This is a genomic window from Candidatus Aquiluna sp. UB-MaderosW2red (assembly GCF_900100865.1).
GTDB lineage: Bacteria > Actinomycetota > Actinomycetes > Actinomycetales > Microbacteriaceae > Aquiluna.
The window spans coordinates 112005-133550 of sequence record NZ_LT627734.1 but is presented as its reverse complement, the minus strand read 5'-3'; the positions used below and the strand labels follow the sequence as shown (position 1 = coordinate 133550).

The following is a 21546-nucleotide window of genomic DNA, read 5'->3' as shown; positions in this document are numbered from 1 at the left end:
TGATGAGGAGACAATCCAAGTGAACGAAGACATTTTTGAGACCCCTTCATCGACGCCTAATTTCCAGACCGAACTTGCCTCTCAACTTGCAGAACTAGTGCCAGAGGCCATAGCTGACGGCAAAATCGACCTAGCGCGATTGAAAGAGCTTCTATCACGAGACGCCGCTGATGGATCTGAGAGATTCGGCCTCTTTTGGCCAGGGAAACAGCGTGCATTGCATTTGGCTCAACTACCGACCACTGCAACGCTCATGCCAGAGCCTGCCCAGTCTGTTGAATGGCAGAACACTAAGAACGTATTTATTGAAGGTGACAATCTAGAAGTTGTAAAAATTCTGCAAAAGCATTACCACGGCAGAATCAAGTTGATATACATCGATCCCCCGTACAACACGGGCAAAGATTTTGTTTACCCAGATAACTTCAGTGAGGGACTGGATAACTACCTTGACTGGACCAAGCAGGTTGATGAAGAAGGTAAGAAGACTTCTAGTAACACAGAAACCGAAGGTAGATACCACTCAAATTGGCTCACAATGATGTATCCCCGTCTGAAATTGGCTAGGAATCTACTTGCGCCTGACGGAGTCATGTGCGTTTCGATAGATGACCATGAAGTGGAAAATCTTAAGCGCATGATGCTCGAAATCTTTGGTGAAGATAATTTCCTGGCCCAACTCATCTGGGACAAGCAACACTCTCAACAGCAAGGAATATTCAAGAGATACCACGAATATGTTCTAGTTTTTGCGCGTTCAGCACAGGACTTGGAAGGCATTGCTGGAGGCGAGGGGTTTATTGAAGCAGGTGCTCTCAAGAAAGTATCAAAGGCGAACCCTGCGAGTGACTTTCAATTTCCCGCAGGTGTCCGATTCGATGCTCCAGATGGTTTTTCTTTGTCTGGAACTTTTGGCGATTCTGAAAAAGTAACTGTCGTGGAGGGAGCACTTCGTGCTCTAGGTGGTAAAACCACCGAAGCGGTTACTCTGAGTGCTGGGTGGACGCAAAAGAATCAAATGAAAAGCTGGTTTTCTGGTCAAGAAACGTTTGATAGTAAGGGCCAGAAAGTCGTTGAATTCTATTTCAACAGCGCTGGAAAACTGAAATGTAAAAAGGAACGAGGTGTAGTTACACCTCCGACAATTCTCCCCCGATATGGAATGGTAAGTGAGCAAACAACCAAACTAGACAAACTGATGGGTGGACATTATTTTGACACCCCAAAGCCGATCGCGATGATCTCTGATCTAATTAATTGGTTCACTGTTCCTGGAGATCTTGTCCTTGACTTTTTTGCGGGTTCTGGCACAAGCGGTCACGCTGTGTTCGATGTCAGCCGACAAAACGGCTCTTCACGAAACTTCATCCTTGTTCAGCTACCTGAGCCACTAGATGAATCAAGCGAAACAGGCCGACAGGGATTGGCGGCTGGCTTTACAAACATTGCCCAGTTGACAAGGAAGCGACTTGAGCGCGCTGGTGCGCAGCTGGGTTCTGAATTGGCATCCGCTGGCAGTGATTTTGGATTCAGGTCGTATCGACTAGTTGGGTCAAACTTCTCCAAGTGGCAAGCGAGCACTGAGTTTGACCGCACAACGTTAGAACAGCACCTGTTCAGCCTTCGGGGTAGCGCAGAGGACAATGCCAATTACGACGCTTTACTGATTGAGGTACTGCTCAAGCAGGGGTATTCGCTTTCAGAGGTGTTCGAGACGGTGTCCATTAGTGGGCTCGAACTTAGGTCGATTGGCAATGGCATCGTTCTCGCCTATTTAAATGAACACGTGAGGCCCTCGCTAATTGAATTGCGCGAAGTTCTGCGAACCGAACCGTTGAAATTCATAATTTTAGAAGATGCTTTCCAAGGAGACGATGAGCTTAAAACCAATCTCACACAACTTTGTAAGAGCAGCAGCATTGAACTTTGGACAGTCTAGTGAGCAGTTCGAATTTTCGTTTTGATGCTTCGCAAGAGTTTCAGTTAGCGGCGATATCGTCCGTTGTGAAGCTTTTTGAGGGGCAGCCGAAATCTGCAGAAAGGCTGATAACAGCACTTTCTGGAGTTATTCCAGGTGCCGATGCCGCCGCACTTCTAGATTTCGCTAGAACCTTTGAGGTGGGTGCAATCGGTAACAATTTGCTTCTAGATCGAGACCTAATCATTGAAAACCTCCAAAACATTCAGGACATAAACGGACTTGAGGTGGAGAGTAAATTAGTGGGCGATTCACTCGATTTTGACGTCGAAATGGAGACTGGCACGGGAAAGACCTATGTCTACCTGAGAACAATTTTTGAACTTGCGAAAAATTACAACTTCTCGAAATTTGTGATTCTTGTTCCAAGCGTTGCCATTCGTGAAGGTGTTGCAACAAGTATTCGGCTAATGAAGGAACACTTCAGGTCAATCTACCCAGCCACACCTTTTGAGTGGCAGGTCTATAGCGGCAAGAACCCCGAAGAAGTTCAAGGTTTTGCTACTTCAACAAGTATTCAGATCCTGATCATGACAATTGATTCGATACGTGGTGATGCAAATAATCGCGTGATGCATCAGACTCGTGACAAGCTCAATGGTTTGAGGCCCGTTGATTACTTGAAGGCGACGCGCCCTATCGTGATAATGGATGAGCCGCAGAACATGGAGTCTTTGCTCAGTCAGACTTCGATCGGCGAGCTTAATCCAGCTTTCACGCTTCGCTATTCAGCAACGCATAAAGTCACTCGCAATCTTGTCTACCGTCTAGACCCTGTGGACGCACACGAGCTCGGCCTTGTGAAGCAGATTGTCGTTTCTGATGTTCAGCAACAAGGTGCAGATGCAGCCCCATACGTAAAGCTCGTTTCGGTAAAGCGGGAACCAACATGGAGTGCCCGTCTTGAACTTTCTTGCCGAGATTCGAGCGGAAACCATCTGCGTAAAAAGGTGAATGTTCGGCAGAATCAGGAGTTATCGGACCGCCGATTAACCGACAACTCAGCCTATGAAGGTATTTGGGTTTCGGGAATGAATATTGGCTCAGCCACTGACCCAGCATTTATCGAGCTTAACCTCCATGGCATGCTCTCAGAAGGTGAATCCATTGGTGGCGCTAACATCGCGATCTATAGAGAAATGATCCGTGAAACGATTCGCGAGCATTTGCGCAAGGAGCAACAGCTTCGAGCAAAAGGCATCAAAGTCTTGAGTCTTTTCTTCGTGGACAAAGTTGCCAACTACATGGGCGATGGTGCCACAAATCTGGATGCTAATGGTGATTTTGCTGAATGGTTTGATGAGCTGTTCCTAGAAGAAACAGCAAAGAATACGAAGTGGAGTGAATTATTCACCGCTCATCCAAGCCAAATGCGTAAGGCGTACTTTTCGCAGGTCAAAAGGGGTAAAACCAACGTAGCCCAGGACACCACTGGTTCAACCAAGGCCGATGACGACGCGTACGAGTTGATCATGAAAGACAAGCAACGTTTGCTTGATCAGAATGAGCCAGTGCGTTTTATTTTCAGCCACTCCGCTTTGCGCGAGGGTTGGGATAACCCAAACGTTTTTCAAATCTGCACATTGAGAGAAATGGGCGCTGAAGTTGAAAGGCGCCAAACTATTGGTCGTGGACTAAGACTCCCAGTTATGCAAACGGAACAGGGCTACGAACGTGTATCGGACAGGGGCATTGCGTCTCTTACAGTTATTGCAAACGAGTCTTACCAAGCTTTTGCAAAGTCGCTCCAAAATGAGTACAAGGCGAACGGTATTCAAATTGGAAAGGTGCGGGTTAATGAGTTTGCGAAGATTCCCACGATTACCGATGACGGAATCTACACAGAAGTGAATCTTGGTTTTGCTAAGTCTCAAATAATTTTTGACCACCTCACTTCTGCTGGTTTTCTGGCGGATGGGCAGGTCACCTCAAAGTTCATTCCAACCTCAATAGGTTTCAGCCTCGAACTGCCTGGAGAGCTAGATCGCTACGACGCGCAAGTTGTTGAACTCATGCGAAATTCGTCCCTTGAAAAGTTTGTAAAACCCAAAAGTCAGCGACACAACAGAGTATTGAATAAGGCAGTCTACTTGAGCCCAGAGTTCGAGACTTTTTGGGAGTCAATTAGCCGTAGATCCACTTATCGCGTTTCAATCAATCGAGAGAACCTCATTGATTCAATAGTCAAGTCGATCCAAGCTGCGCCTCAGATACCGCCGCTGCGAGTAGAAGTCACTAAGGCAGGCATCAAAGTCGTTCGAGGCGGCGCCAAGGGTGAGGAGCTAAGCTCACGCTCAGCTGTTATCCATGGATCCTACGAACTACCCGACATCGTTTCTGAACTTCAAAACACCACATCCCTAACACGCTGGTCAATCGTAGAAATACTAGTGCGCAGCGAGAGGCTTTCCGAGTTCACAGGTAATCCAAACGACTTCATTTCAATGGCAAAGAGAGTAATTCAAGCGGAACTGGCAAAGCTGGTTGTAGACGGCATCCAATACGAAAGAATCACTGGTTCGTTATACGAGCTTAGAGAGTTGCAAAAAGATGGTGAAGAGGAGAAAGACCGTTTCCTAGACCAAATGTACAAGGTGAAGAATTCAGAGAAGTCTGACTTCGACTATGTAGTCTTCGATTCAGAGGTTGAGCGTCAGTTTGCAGAGAAGCTGGATAGCCGTCAGGATGTCAAGTTCTTCATGAAGTTGCCAGCGAAGTTCAAGATCCCGACCCCTGTAGGTGATTACAACCCTGACTGGGCAATTATCAAGCAGGTTGACGGCGAGGATCGTCTCTACATGATTCGCGAGACTAAATCGACCCTGGATGAGCTTAAGCTGCGTCCAACAGAGGCAGCGAAGATTGCTTCGGCCAGACAACATTTCAAGGCGATTGGAATTGACAACTATGAGGTGTCCGCGCCCGAGGCATGGAACTTGTGATGAATAACACAAGTGTCGCGCGCCTTGATCAGGCGACTCAAATCGCAACCTTTCGTGCTAATGGCACGGGCGTTTGGACTCTGGTTTCGTCAAGTTGGAATGACGGTGATGGCAACTCAGGAGGATACTACGCTGCATTTTCAAACCCAAAAGTGCGCAATCAAGTGCTCTCGCAAACTGGTTGGGACGTGACTAAGACTGATGGTATGCCTGGGTTTTCTCAGAGTTTCAATAATGGAAAAATCCAGACTGTCTTTGAAGCCGACCCACTTGGGGCCAGCTTTGAGCCAATACTTATTTTTCAGGATTTCAATGACCTCGCACCAGGAAAATACCTAGTGAATCAGACATTCATTCTTGTCATGGAGCTTTGGGAGGACCCACAGAACCAAAATTTCTTCGAGATCAAACCAGATGGAACCCGAGAACTGGCGGTTGAGTACAGCGGTGATCAAATCAAGATTCGGACGTCAATTCTCAGGAGGTATCAGGCCGCAAGACAACTTGATCTCTTGTTGTTCGCAGACACGATATGCAAAGTGACTAACCAAACCGACGTTACGACGTTAAGGAAATTGGGGTACGACGAGGTCTCGGATGTCGAAGCAGTTCACTTAGCTGTCGGCAAACTAGGAACGTCTGAGAATACAGCTTTCTCTAGACTCCTTATGAAACGCGTCATCCCACCGCTTCTGCGCGAAGTTAGCGGGCTTTGGCCATGGGAATCGGGCGAAACATTTCAAGAGTTTATTGTTGGTGAGGACGAAGTTGGAAACCCGCTTTCTTCAACTTGCAATCCTTCTGTCCTAGCCGATTACTTCGGTTCGAACGAAGGTGCACCAAATTACATGACGTCAGTGTTTTTTAAGGCTGATGTCTTAATGAAGTATTTTGAATCGCCGTCTACATTCAGCGTCAGCAGTAGTTATTTGAAATGCGCTGGATTATGGGGATTGCGAATTGATTATCATCGCCCTGATCAGGTAGTTGTGGCACTTGGAGACTTAGGGCGAGACCTTCCTGAATCTGAAAGACACCATTGGCGCGCTTGCAACATCGTGCCTTCCGAGAGAAGTATGAGCCTTGAGCACTTCCAATCTTCCGTTTTAGGGGAGTGGGTCGAAACATCAAGTCCAACCGAGAGGTTCAAGGCCGCGTACCTTCGCACGAATGCAGCCTGGGAGAAACGCTGGGGCTGGCCATTATTCAGGACGCCTACGGGTGACGACCAGTTTCTTTTGAAGAGGCTTAGAGTTCCTCTAAACGAGACCCAAGTAGAGTTCGAAAATCAAGTGCTTATCCTTGCGAAACTCCTGGTCGATCACTTGAATGAAAGACAGCTCGGGGCTGGCTTGGACAAGATTGACGACGAAAAAGGAATTGCAAAGTTTGAGCGATTCGCGACAACGCTTGGACACCTAGCGTCCGATCAGGCGGCGCAGTTACTAAGAAAAATATATAAGTTGAGAAGCAAACACACCGCTCACGCTGGAGGCGACTCAGGCAAGCGATTTAAGGAGAGCCTCCTGGAAGAACGGACAACTGTTGCTTTTTTCTCGGATCTCTTAGAGGAATCAGTAGAACTTCTCGAACAACTCACTCTTGAGGTCACAAACCAGCTGGGCGGGTAATTCTTCCCCGTCGCTTCCGTTTAGATTCCGTTTAGATTCCGTTCAACGGACGGAAACGGACGGAAACGGACGGAATTGGGTATGTCTTCAAAGGGCGGCTTGGCTAATAAAATACTGGTGTAAATTGCTTTTACCCCCGCATATATGGGTATTGCAACATAACTACGGATCAGAAGGTTGGGGGCGAGTCCCTTCAGGCGCACTAATGTCATGAGTCGGGACATCGTTCCCGACTGAACCCACGAAATCACAAATTGCGTGGGATCAGTCGGTTTTGCCAGTAACCTCCGTTTGGCTCGATCAGGTTCTCGCTCAGATTGTTCTCCGGTTGCAGGATTCATAACGCGTGCATGAGTCCTAGTCGTTAGAACTATGACAGTGATTCCGCTGTGAGCTCGAGGCGGAGTCTTAGGATTCGATCCTCAAGTGATTGTGGGGTTTTTATTTGGAGTGGTCAAAGGGCGCTTGCTCAAAAGACTGATCGCCGCCAACCCGCCGGATCGGAATTCGACTAGCAATTTATTGACCCAGCGCTTAGAGACGCTGAATTTCCGGGCCATCTCATCAGAACTAAGACGCTGTTGAACAACAGATAACGAAGGCATTTGATTTCCAGGTGCCCAATCTTGCGGGGAACTATGTTGTGAACATCAAGGATTTGTCGAGCCTACGCTGTTGAGGGTTACTTGGATTGGCGTGGGAACTATCTCCCGCATCATGCGGGAGAGATGTCTTGAATAGGATGGAAACCATGTCCAGGCGTAAGAAACCTTCAGTCGCATTGACACCCATGAAGACCTCTCGACTTCTTGGATTTCTTTATCTAAACTTCAAACTTATTGACAGTCATTCAGGGCATTGGCTCACTTTTAGGGTCTTGCGAAAGGCCACCACTACTTTCAGGACATCGGGGCATGTGTCATCCAGATTGCTGCGAAGCCCCACCTCCACCATTTGTTTTTAGCCCCCATCGATCCTTAGGTCCGTCCGACTGTTGAGTTACGCTAGAAGAAACGGGAAACCCTTGCGCTGGGGTTCAGTTCAGAGAAGTGCGGGTGTTCATAATTCGAGATCCAACTTGCAAGTTTACTAAAAAAGAAGCGTCAGCCCTGAGACAGTGGCGAAAACGACCACCGAGGTCCGAAGGGCGGCTGGGGGAAGCTTCCGTGCAATCGAGCCGCCCAACGTTCCTCCAATAAGTGCTGCTGGCGCGAGGATGGCAACGATGGCCCAGTCGACGCTAGCGGTTGAGATGAATACCATTACGCCGATGAAATTGATGAATAGCGACAGTAGAGTCTTTAGCCCATTTAGTTTCTGCAAATCATCACTAATCGTTAGCGCCAGCACGGCAAGCAGCATCACGCCGAGGCCTCCTCCAAAATAGGAGCCATAGACCGCGGCTACCATCACGCCAATTTGGGCCCACAGAGACACTCCAGCGTTGGACTTGGGCCGCGCCACAGGGACAACCAACTTTCTTTGGCGCTGTGCAAGCTTTTTACTCAATAGCGGCTGGAACCCGAGGAGAGCTGCTGCCCCGAGAACGAGGAATGGCACAAGTCCATCAAACATTGTCTCTGAAGTAGTGAGTAAAAGCACTGCACCCAAGACACCGCCGGCGATACTCACTGCGGTGAATGTGCCGATGCGCCGTTTCTGTGCGCTTAGTTCCCGTCGATAGGCAAGGCCACCCCCAAGGTAACCGGTAAGGAGGCCAACAGAAGAGCAAATGTTGGCCGTTATGGGCGGGATACCAAGCCACACAAGGACCGGGAACGTGATCAGTGTGCCACCCCCGGCTGCTGCGTTTAGTGCGCCTGCGAAGAGGCCCGCCAACGCTATGACGACGATGATTTCAATGCTCATTAATCTACTCTCTGCCCATCAGCGCGCGGGTCTGTGCCCAGAGCAAAGCCGTCGGGCCCGAACTGAACGATTTGGGCGTGGCCGCAACGGTCGTCGAAGCCCTCCGACTCGATGACAAGAAATCCTCGTCTTCGAGCGTCTAAACACTCCTCGTCCCCAAGTTTTTTTTCAGTCACCACTGAGTCTTCGAGGCGGGGGCCGAAAGCGCCAACAACAAAACGGTGCTGGGCAACAACATCTCCGGGGGATTGGTTCTTTGTTAGTCGATTAATGAGTTGTGCTTGCACCTGAGCTTGCGAGCGCCCACCCATTGTTGCTACAGCAGACAGGCGTCCATCCGGATGGTCGACCAACACCGGGAGGAGTGTACTGGGGGGTCGACTTCCGGGCCGGAGGAAAGCGGGGTGCTCAGATTTGAGTGAGAAAGATGAGGAGCGATTTTGAAGGATGATCCCCGTGCCAGGGTCCATTACACGTGCCCCAAACGCGTAAAATATGCTGTGCAGACTTGACACAGCGAGGCCCGTTGAGTCGATCGCGGCAATGCCAATAGTGTCACCAGATGCCAGAGGTTGAGGCTGTATTTTCTCCAAGTGGCCGTCGCGGGAGCGCCGAAGTAAGTCCGCTGCATAATCATCCGAAAGTAAGTAGTCCAGTGCAATCTGAGTAAAGCGGGGATCCGCTAGGTGGTTATCCCGCTCGGAATTTCCAAGTGAAAATAATGTTGCCACTTCGCCAAAGGAGACTGGGTCATCTATATCCAAGCCACTCCTTTCCAAAACATTGAGCATCTGGACGAGAGTAAATCCTTGAGAGTTCGGTGGAGCGGTTGAGATTCGGTGTCCGCGATAATCGACGCTGAGGGCTGAAAGCGTCTCAGATTCTTGAAGGGCAAAATCTTCATCGGTGACTGCGGACCCAAGAGCCCTCATCCCTTTGATGAGACTGGTTGCAAGGCTGCCTGAATAAAAAGCGTTGGGACCTTCCGTGGCTATGGAGATCAGCGACGACGCCAGAGCTCCCTGAATAAGTGCATCACCAGCCTGCTTGGGCCCGGAATGAGTTGACGAGAATGTGTCGCTAATCCCCCGGTCCCGACTGATTTCTGGCCACAGCTGATTCAGGTCTCGAGCGAGGGCCGGAGAAACTTGAACTCCATTTTCGGCGAGTGAAATCGCGTCCTCCATTAGAACTGACCATTCCAATTTTCCTGCCAGATCGTGCATTGCGGACCACGCTTTTACTGCGCCGGGTACAGGCGAGGAAGGAGCTCCGAATAGCGGCATTGCCTCGCCGTTGTGCGAAAGAATTTCGGCAATGTCGATACCGCGTGGGTGCATGCCTGTTCCATTCACAGCCAGAGTTTCCCCGCTGGCAGTGCGCAGCATTGACCATGAGTCACCCCCGAGGCCTGTCATGTGCGGGTACACAACTGCTAAAACCGCTGCTGCTGCGATTGTCGCATCGACAGCCGACCCGCCGGCGTCCAGGACTTTCTGCCCGGCGGCGGAAGCTAGGTAATGTGGGGTTGCGATTGCGCCTGTTTTGGTCAAAATTTACTCCATGCTCGCAAGAAAGGCGTCGAGCCGCGCGTTTCGGGATCGATCAAAAAACTCCGATGTTGGCGCCTCATATTTCACCAAACCGTCTTCCATCATGACTGCACGATCGCCAACTCTCTTTGCAAACCCCATCTCATGAGTAACGACAATCATGGTCATACCTGATTTAGCTAGCTCGGTCATCACTTCGAGTACCTCACCGGTCGTCTCAGGATCGATTGCACTCGTTGGCTCATCAAAAAGCATTACCTCGGGACTCATCGCTAAGGCTCGTGCGATAGCAGCACGTTGTTGCTGACCTCCGGAAAGTTTCCCAGGGAACACGTTCTCCTTGCCCGAGAGTCCCACGCGTGCCAATAGCGATGTTGCAGTTTGGCGGGCTTTTTCCTCGGGTTCACCCAGAACGAGCATCGGAGCCTCAATCATGTTCTCCATCACAGTCTTATGCCAAAAAAGGTTGAACCCCTGGAAGACCATCCCCAACTTTCGCCGTTGACGGGTCTTGTCCGATTCCTTGAGGGCGACCCTTTTCCCGGAAACATCCCGAAAGCCAATCAGTTCGCCGCCCACGAATAACGAGCCTTCCTGATATTCCTCCAGCTGATTAATGCAACGCAGGAAGGTTGATTTACCTGAACCGCTCGGGCCAATGATGCAAAGGACCTCGCCCTCACTAACTTCTAGGTTGACCCCTTTCAAGACATGGAGGTCGCCGTACCATTTCTGGATATTTTGGGCTTGGATTATGGGTTTGCTAGGCACGAGTTGTCACCACTTTCCGGTCGGGGATGCCAGGTTTTTTGAAAAAGTGCGAGATTGCTTGCCTCCAGGTGTATGCGGGTATCGGAGCTTCGAAGGCGCGGATTTTGATCTCAACGACGCCTTGAACTACTGACCAAAAGCCTGTGAGGACCAGGTAGGAAATGGATACAATAATCATCATTTCGAATACTCGGAAGGTGTTTGAGGCGACACTCTGAGAAATTAGGAATATCTCCTGCACTCCAATAACACTTACCAGTGATGTCAGCTTGATGAGAACGTTGAACTCATTTCCTGCTGGTGGAATAATTACCCTTGTCGCCTGGGGTACCACTATCCGACGGGCAATTTCACTTGGGCTCATCCCTAATGCCTTAGCGGCCTCAATCTGTCCGGGAAGGACAGATTGAATCCCGTTTCTGATGATCTCTGCCATGTATGCCCCGGTATGGATAGCCAGACCGATTACGGCAGCTTGATAGTTACCAGCGACGTCCAGTGAGCCTAGCGAAAATTCCTCGAAGCGGGGGAGGCCTGCTGCTGCTGCGCCCACAAATATCAGCACCAGGATAACCAGAGGCGGTATCCCCCGGATGATCCAGACGTATAGGCCAGCCAGGGACCTGATGATCGCAATTTTGGAGAGTCTACCGAAGCCCACGATGAAACCTATAGCAGTGCCAAGAAGCATGGCGAAGATTGCGATTGTCATCGTTCGAAAAAGCCCCCAAAGGTATTCCTCTTCTGGGAAGAACAGTTTGTCAAAAAAGAAAGTCCAATCGAAAGACATTTACCTTCCCGCCCCCTCTTTGTGCGAGCTGAAGTTAGTCATTTGGGCCGAGTCGACGGGGATGTCGCTTAGCCCCTTAAGGGCCTCATAGCGGAGAATGAATGGCGCAGGCTTCATCGTCGACCCAACTCGGTGGACTGACGGCCCTCTTGAGTGAGCAGGCGATCATTTGTTGTGTGGTGAAGGTACTGTTTGATGGAGGCTCGCCATGTGAAAGCTGGAGTATCCGACTGAAAGGCGCGGATCTTTATCTCGAGCACACCTTGAATCACCGTCCAGAGCCCCGTCAGCACGATGTAAGAGATGGAGACGACAATCATCATTTCGAACACTTTGAAGGTTGTGGACGCCACGCTCTGACTAATGAGGAAAATCTCTTGCACACCAATCACGCTGACCAAAGATGTGGTCTTGATGAGGCCATTGAACTCATTTCCCGTCGGTGGAACGATTACGCGTGTGGCTTGAGCAATCACAACCCGTCGAGCAATTTGACCCGGGGTGAAACCTAAAGCCTTAGCCGCTTCGATTTGCCCCGGCAGGACAGACTGGATTCCGTTTCTGATTATCTCTGCCATGTAGGCCCCGGAATGGATTCCGAGGCCTACTACGGCAGCCTGATAATTGGCTGGAATGTTTAGGAAACCAAATTCGATATCTTGGAATCTTGTGAATCCAGCTGCGGCCAATCCAGAAAAAAGAAGAACGAGTAACACTAAAACGGGAATTCCACGCATGAACCAAACGTAAAAACCGCTAAGTGCCCGGACTACTGAAAATCGAGACAGTCGTCCGTAACCCACCACCAGCCCGATCGCAATGCCCATCAATTGAGCAAGCACTGCGATCGTGAGGGTTCTAAACAGACCCCAAAGATAAAATTCGTTGGGGAAAAATAGCTTCTCAATAAAGAATGACCAATCGAAGGACATTTACAGCTCTGACCCTTCCAAGTTGAACTCGGCAATCAGCCTGTCGTAGGTTCCGTTTTCAACAAGAATGTTGAAGGCCTCTTCGATAGCTGCAGTTAGCTCAGGGTTATCCTTATTGATGCCAAAACCAGTCTGTATCAGACCGAATGCAGCTCCAAGGAACTCGAATTTGTCGGGGTTAAGTCCGACGTAGTAAGCAGCAGCCGTGGTGGTAGTTGCCACAACGTCGACTGTCCCGGCATCGAGAGCTGCGAACGTATCGGTTGTCGTGGGTAGTACCTGCACATTAATCAGCTCACTTCCCTCGGCTGCGAGTGCCGCATTAGCTTCTTCGATCAGGCCCGCGATGCTTGTTCCATTAGGAACGGCAATAGTGACCCCACCGAGACCTGCGAGTGTGTCTCCCGGAACTGCAGTACCTGGGACCATAACGAGTCGCTGTCCGGTGTTCGAGAAGGGAATCATGTCGATTATCTCAAGCCGCGCCTCACGGATGAAGAGCTCCTGAACAATAACATCACACTGGTTTGCCTGTAAGGCGGCAATGATGCCGTCAAACTTCAGCTGCACCCATTCGACCCGGAGGCCCATCAGTGCGGCCATCTCTTTACCGAGCTCCACTTCGAATCCAACCGGTCGTGAGCCCTCGTCAAGGGATCCGCGAGGTGGGTTGTCAAGCGTTGCGCAGTACTTAATCTCACCCGCTGAGGCAAGGTATGCCGGAACTGAAACCTCAGAGACAGCCTCTTCTGTCTGTTCGGTTTCCGGAGTTCCTCCAGTAGTTGCTTGCTCAGAAGGTGTCGCACAGGCGGCCAGTGTGAATGTTGCGGCCCCCAGTAAAACCAGGAACCTTATCTTCCTTGATAAAGTCATTCCAGACATCATCTCTCCATATTCTCGTTGCGATTCCCACTCCACTTTTGCGGGCGGGTTCCCTCTCGGGGATCAATCCATGTATGCGCCTCCATTTGCGGAAATGGATTCACCGGTGAGGAAATCTGACTTGTTGCTAATGAGGAAACCAACCACATTGGCGACATCGCCTGGTTCTTGCAATCGACCAAGGGGGGTGTCGGCTATCCATGAGGCGCGTACCTCCTCCACGGTGCTGCCTTTGAGTTCCGCTTCCCATGCCAGTTCTCGGTCTTGCATGGGAGTAGCAACAAACCCTGGGCAGACTGAATTGACGTTAATTCGGTGTTCCGATAGTTCAAACGCCATTGCCTGAGTAAGCCCAATCACACCGAACTTGGAGGCTACGTAGTCGGTGAGAAAAGGGACCCCACCCTGTTTGCCGGCCATCGATGCGGTGTTCACGATTTTCCCACCACGGCCTTGCTGGATCATGGCCTTGGCAGCGGCTTGGCCGCAGACGAAGACCCCTTTGAGGTTGACGGATAGCGTGATGTCGTACTCAGATTCAGTGATGTCCACAAAACGACGCATTCGAGACACCCCGGCATTATTCACCCAGGCGTCTAGCCCATGGCGCGATGATATGTCAGTGGCCAGCAGGTGTGCGGCAGTGTGATCTGTCACGTCAAAACCATGGGCTTCATGCCCATCCCCGGCTAGCAGCAGCTTGGTTTCATCAGCCGCGTCGAGTCGGATGTCGGTGACAATAACTCGCCAATCAAGAGCCGCGAGTTCTTGGCAAATTGCGCGCCCGATACCGGACCCTCCTCCGGTTACTACTACTGTCTTTGTCATCGCCTCGTCCTTTCTGATAACTGATGTGCAACGGGTGTGGTGACAGTGGCAAGCTCTCGCCACTGCGCATAGGCCACGTTGTAGATGGCGGTTTTGTTCAAGTTCGGATGGATAGCGTCTCCGAGGCGTACGTAATTTCTAATGGATGCGAGTGAGTCAAGCACTCCTACTCCCACACCAGCAATCACTGCTGCCCCAAGGGATGCCCCGGGGTGATCGATGACTGGATGCATTTCAACGCCTAAAATGTCGGCGTGGATCTGCTTCCAGAGCGTTGACTTACTTCCACCGTTGGTGACCATCGCTCGGTCAAATCGAATGCCACGTTCCTTGAGCACCTCGACGTGGTGGCGGAAGCCAAAAGCAATCGCCTCTAGCACCGATCGATACATCTCCGCTCGAGTCGTGCCCAGGTGCATTCCAAAGAACACACCTCGCAAATCCGGGTCATGTAGGGGACTCTTTTCCCCCAAAAAGTACGGCAAACATAAAACCTCCGCGGGCAGGCAGGCCTCAGCTTCATCGTCCATCCGAGCTAAATCCTCAATCTGGGTAAGTTCTTGAAACCAGCGGAGCAAGCTACCGCTGGTCGCCATGCACCCGTTGGGGAGCCACGTGCCCTCAATAGGGTGGGCATCGAGGTAAAGGCGCTTGTCGACCAGAGGCTTATTAGTGGCGACGAGAATGTCTCCCGCCCCACCCAACTTCACGAGCCAGTCACCCTCTTGAGATACCCCCGCGCTATAGGCCGATAGGACGTGATCTGCTCCACCCACGATGAGCGGGGTTCCCGGCAAAAGTCCCATCGCCTCAGCACTTTCCTCGCTCAAAGCTCCTACCACTTCTCCGGCGGACACCACCGGTGGCAACAACGAAGGCTGGATCCGTGCGGCGGCGAGTATGTCCTCGTGAATACGGCCATCTATGTGGAAGAGCCCGGATTCGAGCGCCCAGTTTCTTTCCACGTGGACCTCTGCACCGAGTGCCATCAGGACCCAGTCGTAACTGCCGAGGACTTTTTTGGTCCGGGACCAAATGTCTGGCTCGTGCTGCTGAAACCAACGAAGTGTCGGAGCAAGCGACTGCTGGCTAAGCGGTGATCCGGTTTCCTCCACAACATCCAGGCTCTGCAACTCTGCTGCCACGGCTGCTATTTCAACAATTGCTCGGGCATCGTTTTGGAGCACTGCACGAGAAAGCGGGGAACCGGTCTCATCTATAAGCACGACCGCAGGAACCATCCCAGTGGTGGATATGCCAAGAACCTGCCGAGGGTCGCATCCGGTTGTCTCCAGTAGTTCGCGGACGCTGGAGTAGACGTTGCTAAGCCATTGAGCAGTATCGGCCTCAGCCCACCCAGCCTGTGGTGAGTGCAACGTGGTGTCGGCATTTGCCGTGGCCACGACCCCCTTGCCCGCCTCAAAAAGTATGGACTTGGTTCCTGTGGTTCCAATGTCGATTCCGATTGTGAACTGTGTCATGGCGATACTTCTTCTTTCGGCTGCACTGCGGTGACCGAGACTCCGCGTGCCTGAGCCTCTACAAGAGTGGGGTGCAGGAGGCTTCCATCGGTCACGATCACCGAGATCTCCTCGAGTCCCGCGATTTTGATCAACGACGAGCGGCCAAGTTTCGAGTGATCAGCTGCGACAATCGTCCTTCGAGCAGCACGTATCGCGGCTTTTTTCACATACGCTTCGTCACGGTGATAGTCCGAGATGCCCCCTGCAAGATCTACACCAGCAACCCCAAGCACCGCAGTGTCGCAATTGAATTGATTTAGTTGCTCGACGGTGTCGGGACCAATGAGGCTTAGTTCGCCTGGTCGAAGCAAGCCGCCGAGAAGGTGGACATCGATCGCATCACAATCGGACAGCTCAAGTGCGACAAGGACGCTGGGTGTAATGACGGTCAAGGTGATTGCTCGACGACGAATTTCCCGCGCTACGCTCAGCACAGTGCTCCCACTATCTAAGATGACCGTCTCCCCGGAAGAAAGCAAGTCCACGACGGCACGGGCGATATGTTCTTTTTCTTTCGCCGCAATAGAAGCACGGGATTGGAACGGGGGCTCTTGCGCTGTTCCGCCGACGGCAATGGCTCCTCCCACCACTCGCCGAAGGGCTCCTGCTTGTTCCAACGTCTCAATATCTCGGCGAATGGTCATTTCCGAGACGTCACAAATTTCAGCAAGTTGGGCAAACTCCACTTCACCAAGAGTTGCGACTTGCTCGGCGATAAATTTTCTGCGCTCTTTAACATCCATGTGAACAAACTAGCCGAATTATTTGAAAAAATCACACAAAATGCATTACATTTGTGTAAAGATTACGTAAATCGGCATTATCTATGAGACTATTTAACGTATCGTGTGAAACATGCGGTCCAAAACCCCGAAGGAGCAGCCCATGAACACCTGGCTAGACGACATGTTCAGTGTCAAAAAACCTGTTATTGCGATGCTTCATCTTTCGGCGCTTCCTGGAGATCCAGGATTTGATCAAACAGCCGGCATGGCTGCAGTGATTTCACGAGCGGCCCGAGAGCTTGAGGCCCTTCAGTCTGGCGGGGTCGATGGCGTGATGTTTTCAAACGAGTTCAGCCTTCCGTATTTGACCAAGACGGAACCCATCACTGCCATAGCAATGGCGAATGTGATTGGGCAGCTATCGAGGGAGATCCAAGTTCCCTTTGGAGTGAACGTTCTGTGGGACGGGGTGGCATCAATTGACCTCGCTGCAGCTTCAGGAGCAAAATTTGTTCGAGAAATCTTCACGGGAGTTTATGCCAGCGATTTTGGTCTGTGGAACACCAATGTTGGGCAAGCAGCCCGTCACCGATCACGGATTGGAGCAGGAGATGTCAAGCTGTTATTCAATATTGTTCCAGAATCTGCTACCTATCTGGCGCACAGAGACATCGAACAAGTGACGAAGACTACTGTATTTGCAACTCTGCCCGACGCTTTGTGTGTTTCCGGTCTGACAGCCGGCTCATCAACCGACAGTCAAGTGCTCATAAAAGTTAAGAACGCGGCGGCGAATGTGCCAGTAATCGTGAATACCGGGATGCGGGCGGATAACGCCGCTGAGCAGTTGAGTGTCGCTGATGCTGCTGTGGTAGGTACATTTTTCAAAAAAGATGGGGCGTTCAAGAACGAGGTGGACCGGGCGAGGGTTGCTGAATTAATGTCGGCCGTAAAGGCACTCCGGCTAAGACTTCAAGGGTAGCAAAGGGTCCGAGAGTTTAGAGGTGAATCTCCCTGGCTAGATCCCCGTGAGTGAACCTTTATCACTGTTGACTATTGCTCATCCCTATCGCTTTCTTCAAATTTAGACGGTGCCGCTAAAATCTTTGGAGAAATATCTTCCAAGATAGCCGCCAATGGAGCTGTATTTCTAAAAGCCGGGACGAGAGAAAAATTCGTAACAGCCCAAAGGGATTCCTCAAAGATGAAACTTGATTCCGTTCAATGCTAAGACTGGACAGCACGTGGTTGAACTGCAAGGCAAGGGCTCTCTAATTGAAATACTGCGCTGGAAATGCAAAACCAAGGGAAGCATATCGACTGACAGATAACTAAGGAACAGAATGTTATGAGATCAGTCGGACTCCGCCAGCGGCGTCTATAAGCCCCCATCTCTCAAGATACTCATCCAGCCAGTTCTCTGGTTTTCCTAGAGAGTCGTTCCTCAGTCTTCGGAAATTTGGTCTCGTTGTGGGCCTGGCCGCTTTTCCCTGGAGTTGCACGCCATGTTGAATGGTCCAGCCTTATTGCTTCAGCGGCAATCGAGGCGGGCATAACAAAAGCTCTCGGCTGATCTGGTTCAAAATCTACAAAACAAAAAACAAATCTGATTCCGTCTGCTTTCGTGTTTTTCTTGCATATGCCAACCGAGAACTCCCCCGGCCTGCTCTTGATTTGACCTGCAGAAAGCATGGTCCGCGATCGTCAAGAAAGATAACGAATATGTTCGGCCCTTCGAGCGCCTCTGGGTGCTTGTGCAGCTAAAGCACCGCGAGAGAGCAGTCTGGAAAGGACCAGGTGCTCTCCGGCAGCACCGGTTAGCTAAGTGTCATTCTTGTGAGGCATGGTAATTCCCTTCGTTTTCAGCTCTGCTGAAACACTGATTCCCTGTGATGCTCCAGGAAGTAAGCCTGGTCCTGACCGAACTTCTTTACCTTCTTAGTTGGGTCAATCTTCCAGCGGGTTAGTACATCGACATCTAAAGTGTCAGAGAAGAGCATTTCCCCGCTGTCTTCAAAGGACATCAGTCCTGAGTCAAAAAGTTTGTCTATGTGAGGGGAGAGGAATAGGCCGTTGTGCCCATTAAGCCTTTCTTCGTTTGAAGAGGTTGCCCAGGGTTTAATATGGCTGGCGATTAGAAGTTTTGATGAAGTGACCCCAGTCACTCGGCAGCTTCCTTCGAAGAACTCAACTCGCTTTCTGAACTTTCCTTGACCTCGTCTTGCAAGAACTAAAGAGGCCTTCATTGTTTGATCCAGCATGCTGTCTTGGATTATGAGTTGCTCTTGCTCGTCGAATGCCAAATCTTCAAGGTTTGTAACTTCAGAATTCAGTTCTGGGGAACCCAGTAGGCCAAGCAAGAGCGAACCAAGTTCAGCTGAGATTGAAGTCAGGTAGACCTGATTGCCGTTTCCATTGGCCCGAATCGGCGAGTACTTCTCGGGAAGTAGTGGGGCAATTAGATTCATGTGGAGCTTCGGAGTGATTGGGCTTTCTGCTCTTTGAAAATCAACATCCACCGCCCAGCCATCCTGGGACCAGGTTGCTCCAGCATTACCAAAGTCTGTTGGCTTATTGGCTGTGTAGGCAATCGATGTTGCAACACCGATTGCGATTATGTCGGCATTGGCAAATGAAAAAACAATGTCACCTGGCTGAATTTGGGTCATAAAGTCGTAATAGGGGTTCTTGCCACCATCTGCATTCTTCTTTGGTGACCACATAAAGCCACCGGCAATCTCTTGCCGGTGAGTCTGTTTTTGGTTTACCCACCAATAAGACATGTTGCCCCCAAACTGTCGGATAACGGCTGAACTCAGGCGCTGTCGCTAATGTCTGATCAGCTGTCTTCTCTCATCATAGGACAGACTTTGAGGCTATTGAGAAGGGGAATTTCCTTGCTCGTCCGATTCTTTCTGGGGTAATCAAATACAGATCTTCAAATCGAATCGCTGTGACAAAAGTCAACAGGGCCAATTTCGAGATTCAACCATGGCTCGATCATGTAAGCGCGTTGGCCGATCTGACTCCATGGATTATTGCCGCACTGGAAGCGACGAAGCTTTACCAGGGAGCCAAGTCTCATTGCATTGCAAACGGCCCCGTTCTCCGCAGCTAGCGGCGGCCTAGTGCCTGGATCCACAGGCATATAATTAAAAGTCTGAGACTGGCGATAGTCTTCTCGGGGGAAATACGGGACATGGGGGATAAAGATGGCCACAATTGTTTTTTACACGTCGAGATTAACTGGGTTGGTCGAATTCATCACAATGTCCGAAAAGGCACTGTGGACAGAAGCTGCCCCGGGTCAAGTGCTGCGGGCTGTGCGTGGTTCTCACAATCCACCGAACGAGGGGGAGTACTGGGATCATTGCTCCCCTGACGAATTGCTCCCTTACCTGGAAGGTCCATACGAGCTCTGGAGCTTTGACACGGATATCAATTCGGCTGGTGAAGGTGGAAACACTGATTGGGATTCCGATGACGGATTTGCATGGGAGTATCCCCTTGTTCAAAAGTGGCTCCAAGATCAAGATATTTCTGTATCTGAGATTGAGAATGACAACGATTGGGAGCTTCAGGGTTGGAGCGGTTTCCATTTTTTCAGTGTCGCATCTGAGTTCACGTGGGGCCGGGATGAGGAAATGGAATCCGAAATCACTGAATCTTTGGGTAAATCAGATGATCGTCCCGAAGGCCCAACAACGGATTGAGTCTGACCTGCTTATGGAGCGTTGTAACCCCAACGGGGTCACGCTTTGAGAGTTGGCAGACTCTAGCCAACTCGAACCCCTAGGGGTTCAAGAAAATGGCTGAACAAAAAGGCTTCCCGCCTTCAGCGTGCAACCTGCCGACCATCGGCGAAGGTGCAAAGGAAAATGAGTAGGTCAAGAAATTGACAAAAGTAGATGGGCCAGAAGGCCCACTGGTAATGAAAGAGGCAAGACCCAATGAACTGGAGCATAGTCACTGGAGACTCTTTGTCTCCAGTGATCATTCACGTTCCTCACGCAAGCACCAATATCCCCGATCACATAGCCCAGCAGTTGCTGCTCTCAGCCAATGAGCTGCAGCAAGAGTTAGATCTGATGACCGATGGGCTAACCGATCAGTTGGCAAGACTCGCTTCTCAAAGAGCCAGGGCGAAGCCTTGGATCTTTGAGAACAAGCTTTCTCGTTTGGTTTTTGACCCGGAACGATTCCCAGATGACACCGAAGTTATGAACCAGGTGAATTGAACCCCGAAGTTCAGACTTTAATTCCTCGTAAAAGGCTCGATGGCTTGAAGTTCGCCACAAGCCCTTCACGTTCTCAAAGAGGAAGAAGTCTGGCCTGGCTCAAATCGTCAGGTCAAGATAAGACTTAGACAGCCTCCCAGTCTCATCCTCACTTCCTGCATTTTTGCCAGCAACGGAGAAATCTGGGCAGGAAGGCCCTCCGATGAACCCAGATAATTCGCCAGTTCTTCTCACATCTTGAATCTGACCCTTTAGCTTGGAAAGTCTTTTAGTCTCGAATTGGTTTCGATTGAGCCAACATCAAGTCCAAAAGGCTGTGGAGAGATTTGCATAGCTTGCCGTGATCTTTCGTATGCATTTGCGAAGGGTTCGTAGATTTCGTTTAGCTGCCACAATGAAGCCTTTGGATTCAAAATCAAGGTCGAGGAATCCTGCCCCTGAAAAAAACGAGAATAGATGAGAAGACATCTTCTAACTGCAACCCCCTTTGGGCGCCGCCTAAATGTGCAGAAAATCTTCTTTCGAATTGACCAGTAGGAGCTGCTCCATTGGCCCCTCCTGCCGATTCAAAGTTTAGGAGTCCTAGGGTGCTTCAGAAACGTAGTACTCAACGAATACAACATCATCGTGCTTCTCGCCGCTCAGGAACTCTGCGACTTTGTCGCACGCCTTGTCAATGTCTTCGGCCTCAACCTCATAGATATCAGCACTCATAACCAAAAACTTCATTCCGCCCCTTTACTTAGTCTGGGCTTCATTATCACACGCAAAACAAGCAGAGAACCAGTGGCTTTTCTAATTTGTCAAGACCCTTTCGCAGCCCTGGAGCTGCGAGATCGCCAGTCAGTTTTTCGCAGTAGAGATGAATGGGAGCAGCAATACAA

General features: G+C 50.5%; 18 protein-coding genes. 6 read left to right on the top strand and 12 right to left on the bottom strand.

From position 1 onward, the window contains the following. Positions 1-19: 19 nt before the first annotated feature. The 3 genes from BLP47_RS00700 to BLP47_RS00690 are packed head-to-tail and all read left to right on the top strand — an operon-like array spanning position 20 to position 6551. Positions 20-1939: a site-specific DNA-methyltransferase gene (locus tag BLP47_RS00700; RefSeq protein ID WP_091849407.1), complete on the top strand. Its 1920-nt coding sequence runs from the start codon at positions 20-22 to the stop codon at positions 1937-1939. Further along, positions 1939-4920 carry a DEAD/DEAH box helicase family protein gene (locus BLP47_RS00695; RefSeq protein WP_197672379.1) on the top strand — a complete coding sequence of 994 codons (2982 nt, stop codon included), beginning with the start codon at positions 1939-1941 and terminating at the stop codon, positions 4918-4920. Before BLP47_RS00700 ends, BLP47_RS00695 begins: the two co-directional genes overlap by 1 nt. Beyond that, positions 4920-6551, top strand: a complete 1632-nt coding sequence (locus tag BLP47_RS00690; protein ID WP_157671284.1) for a hypothetical protein — start codon at positions 4920-4922, stop codon at positions 6549-6551. Before BLP47_RS00695 ends, BLP47_RS00690 begins: the two co-directional genes overlap by 1 nt. Before the next feature lie 1089 nt (positions 6552-7640). Here BLP47_RS00690 and BLP47_RS00685 read toward each other — a convergent pair. From BLP47_RS00685 to BLP47_RS00645, 9 genes are all read right to left on the bottom strand, one after another. Further along, positions 7641-8420: a sulfite exporter TauE/SafE family protein gene (locus BLP47_RS00685; protein WP_091849398.1), complete on the bottom strand. Its 780-nt coding sequence runs from the start codon at positions 8418-8420 to the stop codon at positions 7641-7643. Further along, the gene (locus BLP47_RS00680; protein ID WP_157671277.1) at positions 8420-9973 is read right to left on the bottom strand and encodes a gamma-glutamyltransferase family protein; all 1554 of its coding nucleotides are present in this window, start codon (positions 9971-9973) and stop codon (positions 8420-8422) included. The genes BLP47_RS00685 and BLP47_RS00680 overlap by 1 nt, the downstream gene beginning before the upstream one ends. A 3-nt stretch (positions 9974-9976) precedes the next feature. Further along, complete coding sequence (locus BLP47_RS00675; RefSeq protein ID WP_305781681.1) at positions 9977-10744, bottom strand: amino acid ABC transporter ATP-binding protein; 768 nt, start codon at positions 10742-10744, stop codon at positions 9977-9979. Beyond that, positions 10737-11534 (bottom strand): amino acid ABC transporter permease, encoded by a 798-nt coding sequence (locus BLP47_RS00670; RefSeq protein WP_091849394.1) that lies wholly within the window; start codon positions 11532-11534, stop codon positions 10737-10739. Before BLP47_RS00670 ends, BLP47_RS00675 begins: the two co-directional genes overlap by 8 nt. Before the next feature lie 113 nt (positions 11535-11647). Further along, on the bottom strand, positions 11648-12466 hold the full coding sequence (locus tag BLP47_RS00665; protein ID WP_091849388.1) for an amino acid ABC transporter permease: 819 nt from the start codon (positions 12464-12466) through the stop codon (positions 11648-11650). Further along, positions 12467-13348 (bottom strand): transporter substrate-binding domain-containing protein, encoded by an 882-nt coding sequence (locus BLP47_RS00660; RefSeq protein ID WP_172807160.1) that lies wholly within the window; start codon positions 13346-13348, stop codon positions 12467-12469. A gap of 63 nt (positions 13349-13411) precedes the next feature. Beyond that, positions 13412-14176, bottom strand: a complete 765-nt coding sequence (locus tag BLP47_RS00655; protein ID WP_091849384.1) for an SDR family NAD(P)-dependent oxidoreductase — start codon at positions 14174-14176, stop codon at positions 13412-13414. Continuing rightward, a complete protein-coding gene (locus BLP47_RS00650) occupies positions 14173-15657 on the bottom strand; it encodes an FGGY-family carbohydrate kinase (protein WP_091849383.1) in 1485 nt (494 codons plus the stop codon). The genes BLP47_RS00655 and BLP47_RS00650 overlap by 4 nt, the downstream gene beginning before the upstream one ends. Further along, on the bottom strand, positions 15654-16442 hold the full coding sequence (locus BLP47_RS00645) for a DeoR/GlpR family DNA-binding transcription regulator (protein WP_091849380.1): 789 nt from the start codon (positions 16440-16442) through the stop codon (positions 15654-15656). The genes BLP47_RS00650 and BLP47_RS00645 overlap by 4 nt, the downstream gene beginning before the upstream one ends. A gap of 142 nt (positions 16443-16584) precedes the next feature. Between BLP47_RS00645 and BLP47_RS00640 the strand changes: the two genes are divergently transcribed. Beyond that, positions 16585-17406: a BtpA/SgcQ family protein gene (locus BLP47_RS00640; protein WP_091852756.1), complete on the top strand. Its 822-nt coding sequence runs from the start codon at positions 16585-16587 to the stop codon at positions 17404-17406. An 880-nt stretch (positions 17407-18286) separates the two neighbouring features. On the opposite strand, the gene BLP47_RS00630 is transcribed toward BLP47_RS00640, so the two are convergent. Next, a complete protein-coding gene (locus tag BLP47_RS00630) occupies positions 18287-19207 on the bottom strand; it encodes an HNH endonuclease (protein ID WP_091849377.1) in 921 nt (306 codons plus the stop codon). 429 nt (positions 19208-19636) lie between these two features. On the opposite strand from BLP47_RS00630, the gene BLP47_RS00625 reads away from it, so the two are divergent. Next, positions 19637-20137, top strand: a complete 501-nt coding sequence (locus BLP47_RS00625) for a hypothetical protein (protein ID WP_091849376.1) — start codon at positions 19637-19639, stop codon at positions 20135-20137. 237 nt (positions 20138-20374) lie between these two features. Then, a complete protein-coding gene (locus tag BLP47_RS00620; protein ID WP_091849375.1) occupies positions 20375-20662 on the top strand; it encodes an N-formylglutamate amidohydrolase in 288 nt (95 codons plus the stop codon). 99 nt (positions 20663-20761) lie between these two features. Here the strand turns inward: BLP47_RS00620 and BLP47_RS08615 are convergent, their stop codons facing one another. Then, positions 20762-20905, bottom strand: coding sequence for a DNA cytosine methyltransferase (locus tag BLP47_RS08615; protein ID WP_371325803.1), 144 nt, complete (start codon positions 20903-20905; stop codon positions 20762-20764). Between the two features lie 339 nt (positions 20906-21244). Continuing rightward, positions 21245-21391 carry a hypothetical protein gene (locus BLP47_RS08365; protein WP_157671268.1) on the bottom strand — a complete coding sequence of 49 codons (147 nt, stop codon included), beginning with the start codon at positions 21389-21391 and terminating at the stop codon, positions 21245-21247. Positions 21392-21546: the final 155 nt, after the last annotated feature.

Excerpts from the sequence above, each read along its gene's own strand:
- BLP47_RS00670 (WP_091849394.1), bottom strand. The coding sequence starts at position 11,534 with ATGTCTTTCGATTGGACTTTCTTTTTTGACAAACTGTTCTTCCCAGAA.
- BLP47_RS08365 (WP_157671268.1), bottom strand. The coding sequence starts at position 21,391 with ATGAAGTTTTTGGTTATGAGTGCTGATATCTATGAGGTTGAGGCCGAA.
- BLP47_RS00655 (WP_091849384.1), bottom strand. The coding sequence starts at position 14,176 with ATGACAAAGACAGTAGTAGTAACCGGAGGAGGGTCCGGTATCGGGCGC.
- BLP47_RS00650 (WP_091849383.1), bottom strand. The coding sequence starts at position 15,657 with ATGACACAGTTCACAATCGGAATCGACATTGGAACCACAGGAACCAAG.
- BLP47_RS00665 (WP_091849388.1), bottom strand. The coding sequence starts at position 12,466 with ATGTCCTTCGATTGGTCATTCTTTATTGAGAAGCTATTTTTCCCCAAC.
- BLP47_RS00690 (WP_157671284.1), top strand. The coding sequence starts at position 4,920 with ATGAATAACACAAGTGTCGCGCGCCTTGATCAGGCGACTCAAATCGCA.
- BLP47_RS00640 (WP_091852756.1), top strand. The coding sequence starts at position 16,585 with ATGAACACCTGGCTAGACGACATGTTCAGTGTCAAAAAACCTGTTATT.
- BLP47_RS00645 (WP_091849380.1), bottom strand. The coding sequence starts at position 16,442 with ATGGATGTTAAAGAGCGCAGAAAATTTATCGCCGAGCAAGTCGCAACT.
- BLP47_RS00685 (WP_091849398.1), bottom strand. The coding sequence starts at position 8,420 with ATGAGCATTGAAATCATCGTCGTCATAGCGTTGGCGGGCCTCTTCGCA.
- BLP47_RS00660 (WP_172807160.1), bottom strand. The coding sequence starts at position 13,348 with ATGTCTGGAATGACTTTATCAAGGAAGATAAGGTTCCTGGTTTTACTG.
- BLP47_RS00620 (WP_091849375.1), top strand. The coding sequence starts at position 20,375 with ATGAACTGGAGCATAGTCACTGGAGACTCTTTGTCTCCAGTGATCATT.
- BLP47_RS00630 (WP_091849377.1), bottom strand. The coding sequence starts at position 19,207 with ATGTCTTATTGGTGGGTAAACCAAAAACAGACTCACCGGCAAGAGATT.
- BLP47_RS00625 (WP_091849376.1), top strand. The coding sequence starts at position 19,637 with ATGGCCACAATTGTTTTTTACACGTCGAGATTAACTGGGTTGGTCGAA.